At 68.6% G+C, this 11,709-nt stretch carries 13 protein-coding genes; 5 read left to right on the top strand and 8 right to left on the bottom strand.

What is annotated here, in order from left to right; genetic code table 11:
- Positions 1-187: 187 nt before the first annotated feature.
- From ABEU20_RS03160 to ABEU20_RS03140, 5 genes are all read right to left on the bottom strand, one after another.
- Positions 188-508, bottom strand: a complete 321-nt coding sequence (locus ABEU20_RS03160) for a hypothetical protein (protein ID WP_420162910.1) — start codon at positions 506-508, stop codon at positions 188-190.
- Positions 509-754: 246 nt separating this feature from the next.
- On the bottom strand, positions 755-1,510 hold the full coding sequence (locus ABEU20_RS03155; RefSeq protein WP_420162909.1) for a succinate dehydrogenase/fumarate reductase iron-sulfur subunit: 756 nt from the start codon (positions 1,508-1,510) through the stop codon (positions 755-757).
- A 1-nt stretch (position 1,511) separates the two neighbouring features.
- Positions 1,512-3,443 (bottom strand): fumarate reductase/succinate dehydrogenase flavoprotein subunit, encoded by a 1,932-nt coding sequence (locus ABEU20_RS03150; RefSeq protein ID WP_420162908.1) that lies wholly within the window; start codon positions 3,441-3,443, stop codon positions 1,512-1,514.
- Positions 3,444-3,494: 51 nt separating this feature from the next.
- Positions 3,495-4,298, bottom strand: a complete 804-nt coding sequence (locus tag ABEU20_RS03145) for a hypothetical protein (protein WP_420162907.1) — start codon at positions 4,296-4,298, stop codon at positions 3,495-3,497.
- An 11-nt stretch (positions 4,299-4,309) separates the two neighbouring features.
- Positions 4,310-4,594 (bottom strand): hypothetical protein, encoded by a 285-nt coding sequence (locus ABEU20_RS03140; protein WP_420162906.1) that lies wholly within the window; start codon positions 4,592-4,594, stop codon positions 4,310-4,312.
- Positions 4,595-4,852: 258 nt separating this feature from the next.
- Between ABEU20_RS03140 and ABEU20_RS03135 the strand changes: the two genes are divergently transcribed.
- The 5 genes from ABEU20_RS03135 to ABEU20_RS03115 all read left to right on the top strand — a co-directional run bounded on the left by ABEU20_RS03135 (position 4,853) and on the right by ABEU20_RS03115 (position 9,173).
- Positions 4,853-5,728, top strand: coding sequence for a TIGR03619 family F420-dependent LLM class oxidoreductase (locus tag ABEU20_RS03135; protein ID WP_420162905.1), 876 nt, complete (start codon positions 4,853-4,855; stop codon positions 5,726-5,728).
- A gap of 204 nt (positions 5,729-5,932) precedes the next feature.
- On the top strand, positions 5,933-6,496 hold the full coding sequence (gene ahpC / locus ABEU20_RS03130; protein ID WP_420162904.1) for an alkyl hydroperoxide reductase subunit C: 564 nt from the start codon (positions 5,933-5,935) through the stop codon (positions 6,494-6,496).
- Positions 6,497-6,671: 175 nt separating this feature from the next.
- A complete protein-coding gene (gene ahpF / locus ABEU20_RS03125) occupies positions 6,672-8,261 on the top strand; it encodes an alkyl hydroperoxide reductase subunit F (RefSeq protein ID WP_420162903.1) in 1,590 nt (529 codons plus the stop codon).
- A gap of 102 nt (positions 8,262-8,363) precedes the next feature.
- A complete protein-coding gene (locus ABEU20_RS03120) occupies positions 8,364-8,534 on the top strand; it encodes a hypothetical protein (RefSeq protein WP_420162902.1) in 171 nt (56 codons plus the stop codon).
- A 123-nt stretch (positions 8,535-8,657) separates the two neighbouring features.
- Complete coding sequence (locus ABEU20_RS03115; protein ID WP_420162901.1) at positions 8,658-9,173, top strand: hypothetical protein; 516 nt, start codon at positions 8,658-8,660, stop codon at positions 9,171-9,173.
- On the opposite strand, the gene bioD is transcribed toward ABEU20_RS03115, so the two are convergent.
- Genes bioD through ABEU20_RS03100 form a run of 3 tightly spaced genes read right to left on the bottom strand, consistent with a single transcriptional unit; the run spans position 9,163 to position 11,706 of the window.
- Positions 9,163-9,858 (bottom strand): dethiobiotin synthase, encoded by a 696-nt coding sequence (bioD, locus tag ABEU20_RS03110; protein WP_420162900.1) that lies wholly within the window; start codon positions 9,856-9,858, stop codon positions 9,163-9,165. The genes ABEU20_RS03115 and bioD overlap by 11 nt on opposite strands.
- Positions 9,855-11,021, bottom strand: a complete 1,167-nt coding sequence (locus ABEU20_RS03105; RefSeq protein ID WP_420163137.1) for an 8-amino-7-oxononanoate synthase — start codon at positions 11,019-11,021, stop codon at positions 9,855-9,857. The genes bioD and ABEU20_RS03105 overlap by 4 nt, the downstream gene beginning before the upstream one ends.
- Before the next feature lie 46 nt (positions 11,022-11,067).
- Entirely contained in the window at positions 11,068-11,706 is a 639-nt protein-coding gene (locus ABEU20_RS03100) for a hypothetical protein (RefSeq protein ID WP_420162899.1), read from the bottom strand.
- Positions 11,707-11,709: the final 3 nt, after the last annotated feature.

The raw sequence follows: 11,709 nt of genomic DNA, 5'->3' as shown, positions 1-11,709 counted from the left end.
TCGGTGTGCGGCGTCGCCTGGACCACGTGTCCGACGGCCGCCGCCGCCTCAGTCCCGGCCCGGGGAGTCCATCCTCGTCGCGCGAGCGCCGGAGGCGTTCGACGCGGAAGGAATTGCGTCGATGTTCGTCATTGCCCCAACGATACGACGGACGGTCACCGCCGAGCGAGTGACGATTTCGTGTAGATCACCACTGCGGAGCCGCGACGAGTAGGAATATCAGTCCGGCGACGACGCCGAGGGCCCCGCTCAGAATGCCGAACAGGGCTTCGAGCGACTTGGGCTCGCTCTCCTCGGAGCGGGAGGCGACGACGCCGGCCCCGACCGCGCCGAGACCGAGCACGATGCCCAGACCGAACGTCCAGAAGGTGATGACCGACAGCGCGCCGAGTGCGATCGAGGTGTCGCTCCCGGACCGGCGCAGCCAGTCCAGAAGTGGCGCGAGCGGCCGGGGCTTGTCGGTGACGGGGTACGGATCCGGGGTGGGGCGGTCGGCGACGACGGACATCACGGTGCTTTCTCGAACGAACTACTGACTGACGCGTGGGTACGGTGGGCGTGCCCACCGATGGGGTCTTTCGGTTCGGATCGGCCGGATGTTTCTCCGCTGCCCGCCGCCCGACCGGAATCGATCGACCGTGCCGTCAAAATTAGCACTCGCCCGATGTGAGTGCCAACTGCAGTCCGTGTTGTTCACTGTGAGCGATCGCGCCGAAACAGTTTGGCACGCAACCGCGCCGACCGCGTGGGGCGATCAGTGTCGATCGCGACGGAAGAGCTTGTTACCCAGCCAGACGACCGGGTCGTAGCGCTTGTCCGCAACCCGTTCCTTCATCGGAATCAGGGCGTTGTCGGTGATGTGGATGTCCTCGGGGCACACGTCGGTGCAGCACTTCGTGATGTTGCACAGGCCGAGACCGAGGTCGTCCTGGGCGGCGTCGCGCCGGTCGGCCACGTCGAGCGGGTGCATCTCCAGCTCGGCGACGCGCATCAGGTAGCGCGGACCCGCGAACGCCTCCTTGTTCTCCTCGTGGTCGCGGACCACGTGACACGTGTTCTGGCAGAGGAAGCACTCGATGCACTTCCGGAATTCCTGCGAGCGCTGCACGTCCACCTGCTTCATCCGGTACTCCCCCGGCGCGAGGCCGGGCGGCGGAGTGAACGACGGGATCTCGCGCGCCTTGACGTAGTTGAACGACACGTCGGTGACGAGGTCGCGGATGACGGGAAACGTGCGCATCGGCGTGACCGTGACGACCTGGTCCTCGGTGAACGTCGACATCCTGGTCATGCACATCAGCCGCGGCCGGCCGTTGATCTCCGCGGAGCACGATCCGCACTTGCCCGCCTTGCAGTTCCACCGCACCGCCAGGTCCGGGGACTGTGTCGCCTGGATCCGGTGGATGATGTCGAGGACCACCTCGCCCTCGTTGACCTCCACCGCATAGTCCCGCAGGTCGCCCCCCGACGCGTCACCGCGCCAGATCCGGAATTTCGCGTCGTATCCCATGTCAGGTCGCCCTTCCAGGATGAGCGTCGAGTTCGGCGTCGCTGTAGTACTTGCCGAGTTCGTCGATGTCGAACAGCGCCAACAGGTCCGGGCGCATCGGCACCTGCTGCTCCCGGGTGACGATCACGTCGGGCACGGACGCGCCGTCCTCCGCCGCCGGGTCGCCGGCCACCGTGCTGCACACGAGCAACGTCGACCTCCACTCCGGATCCATCGACGGGAAGTCGTCACGGGTGTGCCCGCCCCGGCTCTCGGTGCGCATCAGCGCCGCGCGTGCCACGCACTCGCTGACCAGAACCATGTTCCGCAGGTCCAGCGCGAGGTGCCATCCGGGATTGAACTGCCGATGCCCCTCGACCGTCACCCCCGGCAGGCGGGACTTGACGTCGTCGAGCGTGGCGATGGCCTGCTCGATCTCCGACTCGGTACGGATGATCCCCACCAGGTCGTTCATCGTCTGCTGCAGTTGCGTGTGCAGCGTGTACGGGTTCTCCCCCGCGCCCGCCTCCGGCGGATCGAACGGCAACAACGCGGCCCGTGCCGCCGTCGCGACGTCCGCCTCCGCGACCACCGGCCGCGCCTCGAGGGACTGGACGTAGTCGGCCGCGCCGAGGCCTGCCCGACGACCGAACACCAACAGGTCGGACAGGGAGTTACCGCCCAGCCGATTGGACCCGTGCATCCCGCCCGAGCATTCGCCTGCCGCGAAAAGCCCAGACACCGTGGAGGACCCGGTGTCGGGGTCGACCTCGATGCCTCCCATCACGTAGTGACAGGTGGGCCCGACCTCCATCTGTTCTCGGGTGATGTCGACGTCGGCGAGTTCCTTGAACTGGTGGTGCATCGACGGCAGCCGCCGCACGATCTCCTCCGCGGGCATGCGCGACGCGATGTCGAGGTAGACGCCACCGTGCGGGGTGGATCGGCCCGCCTTGACCTCGGAGTTGATGGCGCGGGCCACCTCGTCACGGGGCAGTAGATCCGGGGTGCGGCGGTGGTGGTCCGGGTCGTCGTACCACTTGTCGGCCTCCTCCGCGGTCTCCGCGTACTGACCTTTGAACACCGCCGGGATGTAGGAGAACATGAAGCGCTCGCCGTCGGAGTTCTTCAGCACGCCACCGTCACCGCGGACGCCCTCGGTGACGAGGATGCCCTTGACGCTCGGCGGCCACACCATCCCGGTCGGATGGAACTGCACGAACTCCATGTTGATCAGGTTCGCGCCGGCGCGCAGCGCGAGCGCGTGCCCGTCGCCGGTGTACTCCCACGAGTTCGAGGTGACCTTGAACGACTTGCCGATGCCGCCGGTCGCCATCACCACGGCAGGCGCCTCGAACAGCACGAAACGTCCCGACTCGCGCCAGTAGCCGAACGCCCCGGCGATCCGGTCGCCGTCCTTGAGCAGTTCGGTGACGGTGCATTCGGCGAACACCTTCACCCGCGCCTCGTAGTCACCGGTCGCCGCGAAATCCTCCTGCTGGAGCGAGACGATCTTCTGTTGCATCGTGCGGATCAGCTCGAGCCCGGTGCGGTCGCCGACGTGCGCGAGCCGCGGGTAGGTGTGCCCGCCGAAGTTGCGCTGACTGATGCGGCCGTCCTCGGTTCGGTCGAACAGCGCGCCGTAGGTCTCGAGTTCCCACACCCGGTCGGGCGCCTCGCGCGCGTGCAGTTCGGCCATGCGCCAGTTGTTGAGGAACTTGCCGCCCCGCATCGTGTCACCGAAGTGCACCTGCCAGCTGTCCTTCGAGTTCGCGTTGCCCATCGCTGCCGCGCAGCCGCCCTCGGCCATCACGGTGTGGGCCTTGCCGAACAGCGACTTGCACACGACGGCGACCGACAGCCCTCGTTCCCGGGCCTCGATGACCGCGCGGAGACCGGCACCGCCGGCGCCGATCACCACCACGTCGTACCTGTGCCGTTCGACCTCGGCCATGCGCACTCCCCCTCTCGGTGCATCCGTCGGTGATGCCGGAATCGGTGGAACTCAGTTGATCAATCGCAGGTCGGAGATGGTGCCGCTCGCGACCAGCATGATGTAGAAGTCGGTGATCACGAGCGTCGCGAGCGTGGTCCACGCGAGCTGCATGTGCCGAGTGTTGAGCCTGCTCACCCACGTCCAGATCCGGTAGCGGACCGGGTGCGCCGAGAAGTGCTTGAGCCTGCCGCCGGTGACGTGCCGGCACGAATGGCACGACAGCGTGTACGCCCAGAGCAGGATCACGTTGCCCGTGATGATCAGGCTGCCCAGACCGAGCCCGAAGCTGCCGTTCGGTCCCTCGTAGGCGCGCACCGCGTCGTACGTGTTGACGAGCGAGACCACCAGCGCGACATAGAAGAAGTAGCGGTGGACGTTCTGCACGATCAGCGGGAACCGAGTCTCGCCCGAATAGGTGGAATGCGGTTCGGCCACCGCGCACGCCGGCGGCGCCAGCCAGATCGACCGGTAGTAGGCCTTGCGGTAGTAGTAGCACGTGAGCCGGAACCCCAGCAGGAACGGCAGCACGAGGAATCCGAGCGGAATCCACATCGGCAGTTCGCCCACCCAGGTCCCGAAGTGGCTGGCCCCGGGCACACACGACTCGCTGATGCACGGCGAGTAGAACGGCGTCAGATAGTGGTAGTCGTCGACCCAGTACGCGGCACGCACGAACGAGCGCACCGTCGCGTACACCACGAACACCGCCAGACCGAGCGTGGTGAGCAGTGGCGCGAGCCACCACCGGTCGGTGCGCAGGGTGCGCGCATCGATGTCCGCCCGAGCCGACGGCGGCGCGCCGATCTCGGTCACCCGAGGCGTCCTCACGTGTTCTCGTGCGGGTTGCCGCCGAGTCCCTCGTCGTCCGCGCCCTGCCACAGCGAGCGGTCGTACGGGGTGTCCGGCACCTGTACCCGCTCGGCGGTGGCGCCGGCCGTCGGACGCGGCGGCGATTCACTCAGATCATGGGCGTCGATGTCGAGTCGGTCGACGTCGTTGGCCAGTCGGCGCACGGCCGACGCGTCGCCGTACACCTCTCGCAACGATCCGATGCACTGACGCAAGTGCCCGATCGTGCGCTGCAAATCCATCACTTCGGTGGTGGTCATCCGTACCTCCGCACAAACGTCGGTCGGATCGGACGGCGGCAGGGCTGCCGGTCCGCGCCCGATCTGCCTACACGGTGTGATGCCACTCACAGTACGTCAGGTGTCGCGCCGATGCCGTCGATCGCACGAGATCCGGCGCCCTGCCCGCCGAATCGATTTCCCGCGCAGCGGGAGGAGCACTGACATGTGATCCAGCCCACTTCAAGATGGTGCGGGCGGGACGGACCTCGCCCGCCACCCGACCGAAGGAGCCCGTCCGTGCGATTCACCTACGCCGAGTCCATGACCGACCCCGACTTCTACGTGCCCCTCGCGCAGGCCGCCGAACGCGTCGGCTTCGACTCCATGACCGTCGCGGACAGCATCTGCTACCCGGAGGAGTCCGACTCGGTGTACCCGTACACGCCGGACGGAAGCCGCGAGTTCCTCGAGAACAAGCCCTTCGTCGAGGCGATGATCCTCGCGATGGCCCTCGGCGCGGCGACCAGCACGCTTCGGTTCACGACGTTCGTGCTCAAGCTGCCCGTCCGCCCGCCGGTGCTCGTAGCGAAGCAGGCCGCCTCGATCGCCTACCTGACCGGCAACCGCCTGCGGCTGGGCGTGGGGGTCAGCCCGTGGCCCGACGACTTCCAGGTCATGGACGTGCCGTGGGAGCGTCGCGGTCGCCGAACGGACGAGGCGATCGACATCGTGCGAGGACTCACGAGCGGCGGATACTTCGAGTACCACGGCGAGATCTTCGACCTGCCGTCGATCAAGATCAATCCGGTTCCGACACAGCCGATCCCGATCCTGATCGGCGGCCACAGCGACGCCGCGCTGCGCCGGGCCGTGGTGCGTGGCGACGGCTGGACCCACGCCGGCGGCGACCCCGAGGAACTCGACCGGATGCTGGACCGGCTGCAGAAGATCCGGTCCGCCGAAGGCAAGGCGGATGCCCCATTCGAGATCCACGTCGCGTCGGCCGAGGCCTACACGGTCGACGGCATCAAAAGGCTCGAGGACAAGGGCGTCACCGACGTGATCGTCGGCTTCCGCAACTCCTACGACGTCGCACCCGACACCGAGCCGCTCGAGCAGAAGCTCGCACACCTGGAGGGCTACGCGGAATCGGTGATCGCCAAGGTGCTCTGACGAGACAGGACCGTCGACTCTCGCCGTCCCCGCTCCGGGCGGCGAGAAACGACGCCGAGGCGCCGGTTTTGCCCGAAACCGCCCGCCCCGACATTGATAGGTAAAGGGTATCTATGAAATAGACCTCATAGATTGGAACTATCTATGATTCTTGGTTAACCTCTGAAACGTCTGGTATCCAACTTCGACCGAACAGAGGTTCACATGGCCCTGATCAACAAGCAGATCAAGCCCTTCGCCGCGACCGCGTACAAGAACGGCGCATTCGTCGACGTGTCCGACGAGGACATCAAGGGCAAGTGGGCGATCTTCTTCTTCTACCCGGCCGACTTCACCTTCGTCTGCCCGACGGAGCTCGGTGATCTCGCCGATCACTACGAGGAGCTTCAGCGCCTCGGCGTCGAGGTCTTCTCGGTGTCCACCGACACCCACTTCACGCACAAGGCGTGGCACGACTCCTCCGACACCATCGGCAAGATCCAGTACGCGATGATCGGTGACCCGACCCTCGAGATCAGCACCAACTTCGAGGTGCTTCGCGAGAACCAGGGCCTGGCCGACCGCGGCACCTTCCTCGTCGATCCCGACGGTGTCATCCAGTTCATGGAGATCACCGCGGAGGGCATCGGCCGCAACGCTGCCGAGCTGCTGCGCAAGGTCAAGGCCGCTCAGTACGTCCGCTCGCACCCGGGCGAGGTCTGCCCGGCCAAGTGGGAAGAGGGCGAAGAGACCCTCGCTCCGTCGCTGGACCTCGTCGGCAAGATCTGACGTAAGTCGCATCAGCTGACGTAAGTCGCTTCGGGCGGCGCGGGCCCGGTTGCTCCGGGCCCGCGCCCACCCCCACTTCCGTCTCGATCTGCACCTCGCCATACCTGCCCGGACCGCAGGAGAACCACGGTCCGATTCCCGATCACAGCCTTCCCCACGGATGGAGTAGATCCGCATGCTCGACGCCCCTCTCGCCGGCCAACTGAAGTCCCTCCTCGAGCGGTTGACCCTGCCGATCGAGCTCGTGTCCTCCCTCGACGACGGAGCCAAGTCGGCCGAACTCGCCGAACTGCTCACCGAGATCGCCGCGATGTCGGACAAGATCACCTACGAGCGCCGCGACGACGACGCGCGACGCCCGTCGTTCGCCATCCGCCGCGTCGGCACCGACATCGAGGTCCGCTTCGCCGGCATCCCCCTCGGTCACGAGTTCACCTCGCTCGCACTCGCGCTGCTCCAGGTCGGCGGTTACCCGTCGAAGGAAGCGCCCGAGGTGCTCGAGCAGGTCCGGGGACTCGAGGGCGAGTTCCACTTCGAGACCTACTTCTCGCTGTCCTGCCAGAACTGCCCCGACGTCGTGCAGGCGCTGAACCTGATGGCGGTGCTCAACGCCAACATCAGTCACGTCGCCATCGACGGCGCGCTGTACCAGGACGAGGTCGACGGCCGTCAGATCATGGCGGTGCCGACGGTGTACCTCAACGGCGAACTGTTCGGCTCGGGCCGAATGAGCCTCGCCGAGATCGTCAACAAGCTCGACGACGGTGCTGCGGACCGCGCCGCCGCCGCGATCGCGGAGAAGGATCCGTTCGACGTACTCGTCGTCGGTGGCGGCCCCGCCGGCGCCGCGGCCGCGATCTACGCCGCCCGCAAGGGAATTCGCACCGGCATTGCCGCCGAGCGCTTCGGCGGTCAGGTCCTCGACACGATGGCGATCGAGAACTACATCTCCGTCCCCTACACCGAGGGCCCGAAGCTCGGCGCGGCGCTCGAGAACCACGTGCGGCAGTACGACGTCGACCTCATGAACACCCAGCGCGCCGCGAAGCTCGTGCCGGCGGCCACCGAGAACGGCCTCGTCGAGGTCGAACTGGAGAGCGGCGCTTCGCTTCTCGCCCGCACGGTGATCCTGTCGACGGGTGCGCGCTGGCGGTCGATGAACGTTCCCGGTGAGACCGAGTACCGGAACAAGGGCGTCACCTACTGCCCGCACTGCGACGGCCCGCTGTTCAAGGGCAAGCGCGTCGCGGTCATCGGTGGCGGCAACTCCGGCGTCGAGGCGGCGATCGACCTCGCCGGCATCGTCGCGCACGTCACGCTCGTCGAGTTCGACTCGGCGCTGCGGGCCGACGAGGTGCTGCAGCGCAAGCTGCGGAGCTTGCCCAACGTGACGATCCTGCTGAGCACCCTCACCACCGAGGTCCTCGGCGACGGCAGCAAGGTCACCGGCCTGACCTACACCGACCGCACGACCGACGAGTCGCACACCGTGGACCTCGAGGGCGTGTTCGTCCAGATCGGCCTGCTCCCCAACACCGAGTGGCTGGCGGGCAGTGTCGACCTGTCGCCGCGCGGCGAGATCGTCATCGACGATCGCGGTCAGACGTCGGTGTCGGGAGTGTTCGCCGCGGGCGACTGTACGACGGTCCCGTTCAAGCAGATCGTGATCGCTGCCGGCGCCGGAGCCACGGCCGCCCTGTCCGCGTTCGATCACCTGATCCGCACCAGCGCTCCGGAAGAGGAGTCGGCGGCAGCGGTCGGCTGACGCTCCTTCCCCTACGACGACCCCGGGTCCGGTGCCGGGTCCGGGGTCGTTCAGGTCGACGGGCGTACCGTGGGGCAATACGACTGGCGTGGGGGTGGATTCATGGCGGACATCGCGGGGCGGGCATTTCAGAACGTCAGCTCGCTGTACCTGACCGGCCGGACATGGGACTCGGCGATCGAGCCCGAGCCGGAGGCGATCGAGACAGCCCTGATCGTCGACATCGAGCCGTTCCCGGACGACCCGCACGGAACGATCGTGCTTCGCCCGTAGACCGGTCCACGCGCGCACCCGCCCACCCGCCGGATCCTGTTCGGATAATCCACCGGTTCCGTCGCGTCCGAAGTTCCGGATCGCACTGTCCACCCACCCGGCCGGCTGTGCAACGATGCCGACATGTCCGCAATCACCGACTATTTCTCCGCGCCGTCCGACGAGGCCGCGGCGGCGGCTCTCGACGATCTGCTCGACCTCGATCCGGACGACATCGCCGCGGCCGAGGAGCTCTACCGCACCTCGCCGGACGAGGCGGCCCGCCCCCGGGTACGGACCGCCGCGAGCGGAACACCGGTTCTCCAGGCGAAGGAGATCGACCCGACGGTCTCGCTCGGACAGCTGGAGGCGGTCCTCACCGGTCGCAGCTACGACGAGGTCAAGGCCGGCCCGCGGCGCGGAACCATGGTGGCGGACAGCGAGGACGGTGACGCGTTCGTACTGTCGGTCGCCGACGAACTGCGCGCTGCGTTGGCCGGTTCCGAGCCGAGCGCACTGATCGCCGCGGCCGGCGCGTGGATCTTCGACGAAGCCGCCGAGCCCTCGGAGGAATCCGTCCCGTTCGTCGTCGCGCTGGCCGAACTGGCCACCACTGCGACCTCCCGCGGCGAGCGTCTCTACTGCCGCATCATCGTCTGATCATCACCGATTCGAGCCACTCGGGGTCGAACCACGTGGGGGCGGCCGCGGCGAATCCGGCGGCGTCCGGGCCCGCAACGCCCTCGGGCACGCGCCCGACCACCGCGGACCCGGTGACGGCGGGCAGATCATGGAGGTTGCAGCGGGCCGCGAGATCCGGCCGCTGCGGCCAGGATCCGACGACGAACCCGGTGCACTTCACGCGGGCCGTGGCGAGCGCCTCCGCGGTGAGGGCGCAGTGGTTGAGCGTGCCCAGACCGGGCGCGGCCACCACGAGGACCGGGGCGTCGAGTGCGGCGGCGACGTCGCGCACGGTGAACCCGTCGGCGCCGAGCCGGACCAGCAGGCCGCCGGCGCCCTCGACCAGTGTCACGTCGTGGTGGGCGTCGAGTTCGCGCACCGCCGACACCACCTGGGCGAGCGTCACCATCGGCATTCCGGCACGCCGCGCCGCCGTGTCCGGTGCGAGCGGCTCCGGGTAGCGGGCGAGCTCGACGGTCTCCGTGACGCCACTGAGCCGGACGATCTCGGCCAGGTCCGCGGGTGCACCCGGCGCCTCCCCCGTCTGCGCGGGCTTGCACACCGCCACCGATCGCCCCGCCGCGCGCAGGGTGGCGGCGAGGGCCGCGGTGACAACGGTCTTTCCGACGTCGGTGGAGGTTCCGGAGACGACGAGAACACTCATGCCGGGGCTCCCACGCGAAGATCCGAAAGCACCTCGGTCAGAACGGATTCGATACACGCCATGTCGTCCGCATCGATCGTCGCCCGCGCCGTGAGACGCAGACGCGACGTGCCCTCCGGGACGGACGGCGGGCGGAAACAACCCACGTGCAGTCCGCGTTCGCGGCAGGCCGCCGCCGCCGCGAACGCCACCTCCGGGTCGCCGAGCACCACCGACACCACGGCCGATTCGGGGTGGTCGGCACCGGTGATGCAGGCGAGGTCGCGGGCGCGGTCCAGGACGGCGGACGCCCGGTGCGGTTCCCGCAGCAGCACCGCGAGCGCCGCGCGGGCGGCGCCCACCGCGCCCGGCGCCAGGCCGGTGTCGAAGATGAACGTGCGTGCCGCGTCGATCAGATGGGCGCGGACCTTCTCCGCCGCGAGCACCGCCCCACCCTGGCTCGCGAGAGACTTCGACAACGTCGCGGTGACGACGATGTCCGGTTCCCCGGCCAGGCCCATCTCGTGGACGAGTCCGCGACCACCGCGGCCTCGTACCCCGATCCCGTGCGCCTCGTCGACGAGCAGGACGGCGCCGTGGTCCCGGCACACCCGGTGCATCTCGGCCAGCGGAGCCAGATCGCCGTCGGCGCTGAACACCGAGTCGGTGAGCACGAGGGCACGTTCCTCGGTTCGCTCGGCCAGCGCGCGCCGCAGGAACTCGGCGTCGGCGTGCGGCGCGACGACCACCCGGGACCGCGACAGCCGGCACGCGTCGACGAGCGACGCGTGGCAGCCGGCATCCGACACGATCAGCGCATCCCTGCCCGAAAGCGCCGTCACTGCACCGAGATTGGCCGCGTAGCCGCTCGCGAACACCAGACCGGACTCGGCACCGACGAAGTCGGCGAGTTCGCGTTCGAGAAGTTCGTGGTCGGACGTCGTGCCCGTGACCAGGCGTGAACCGGTCGCTCCCCCACCCCAGCGCCGGACGGCGTCGACGGCTCCGTCGATGACCTCGGGGTGCCGGACCAGGCCCAGGTAGTCGTTGGACGCGAGGTCGATCACCGCATCCCGGTCGTGACGTGCCCGCAGCTCACGGCGCAGTCCGGCAGTGCGACGCGCGCTCTCGACGTCGTCGAGCCAACTCAGGGCGGTGCCATCGATTCCCACCCGCAGCACGATACAAGCCCACTTGAACGGCGTTCAAGTGGGCTTGTATCGGGACCGTTCATCGGCGCTCGACCGCCCATCGCACCACCCGGACACCGCTGCCGAGCGCGCCGGCGGCGGCAACCGACGCCGTCACCCCGCACAGGATCGGGAAGGTCAGCCACGGCGATCCCACCCCCAGACGGACCGATCCGGGCTCCGCCACGACCATGTCCAGCTCCACCACGTCGGCGTCGGTGCTCGTGTCGGCGTCGGCGTAGACGCACATGACCCCGACCTCACCACAGAACGGTGTCCCGAGGCCCTCGAACCGGACGGGCGTCTCCGTCGCCGCCGTAGCGATCGGGACGGGCTGCGAGTCGGCGGCAGCCTCGTCCGGCGCGGGTGGCGCGAGGGTCCACACCCATGCGAAGCACAGGCCCGCGACCAGTGCGGTGCCGCACACGAGGGCCACGAGCGGCCGCCGTGGGGCGGCGGGCGCGCGCAGAATCCGCCACCCTTCGGCGTTCGCGCACGCCGCGACGAACCAGCCGACGAGCATCCCGAGAACCGCCAGCAGCGGCAGGCCCGGCAGCCACGCGGCCGGCGACGGCGCGGCGAAGTGCCATACCAGGGCGGCGATCATCCCCGCGATCAGCCCGACGAGCACGAGCAGGCCGGTCACCGGCCGGGGGCGGGGCACACCGACGCTGTCCACACG

The organism is Rhodococcus parequi (assembly GCF_046042785.1).
GTDB lineage: Bacteria > Actinomycetota > Actinomycetes > Mycobacteriales > Mycobacteriaceae > Prescottella > Prescottella parequi.
The sequence above is the reverse complement of the archived record's forward strand: the minus strand, read 5'-3'. Positions and strand labels throughout refer to the sequence as shown.

Excerpts from the sequence above, each read along its gene's own strand:
- ABEU20_RS03160 (WP_420162910.1), bottom strand. The coding sequence starts at position 508 with ATGTCCGTCGTCGCCGACCGCCCCACCCCGGATCCGTACCCCGTCACC.
- ABEU20_RS03155 (WP_420162909.1), bottom strand. The coding sequence starts at position 1,510 with ATGGGATACGACGCGAAATTCCGGATCTGGCGCGGTGACGCGTCGGGG.
- ABEU20_RS03150 (WP_420162908.1), bottom strand. The coding sequence starts at position 3,443 with ATGGCCGAGGTCGAACGGCACAGGTACGACGTGGTGGTGATCGGCGCC.
- ABEU20_RS03140 (WP_420162906.1), bottom strand. The coding sequence starts at position 4,594 with ATGACCACCACCGAAGTGATGGATTTGCAGCGCACGATCGGGCACTTG.
- ahpC (WP_420162904.1), top strand. The coding sequence starts at position 5,933 with ATGGCCCTGATCAACAAGCAGATCAAGCCCTTCGCCGCGACCGCGTAC.
- ahpF (WP_420162903.1), top strand. The coding sequence starts at position 6,672 with ATGCTCGACGCCCCTCTCGCCGGCCAACTGAAGTCCCTCCTCGAGCGG.
- ABEU20_RS03120 (WP_420162902.1), top strand. The coding sequence starts at position 8,364 with ATGGCGGACATCGCGGGGCGGGCATTTCAGAACGTCAGCTCGCTGTAC.
- ABEU20_RS03115 (WP_420162901.1), top strand. The coding sequence starts at position 8,658 with ATGTCCGCAATCACCGACTATTTCTCCGCGCCGTCCGACGAGGCCGCG.
- bioD (WP_420162900.1), bottom strand. The coding sequence starts at position 9,858 with ATGAGTGTTCTCGTCGTCTCCGGAACCTCCACCGACGTCGGAAAGACC.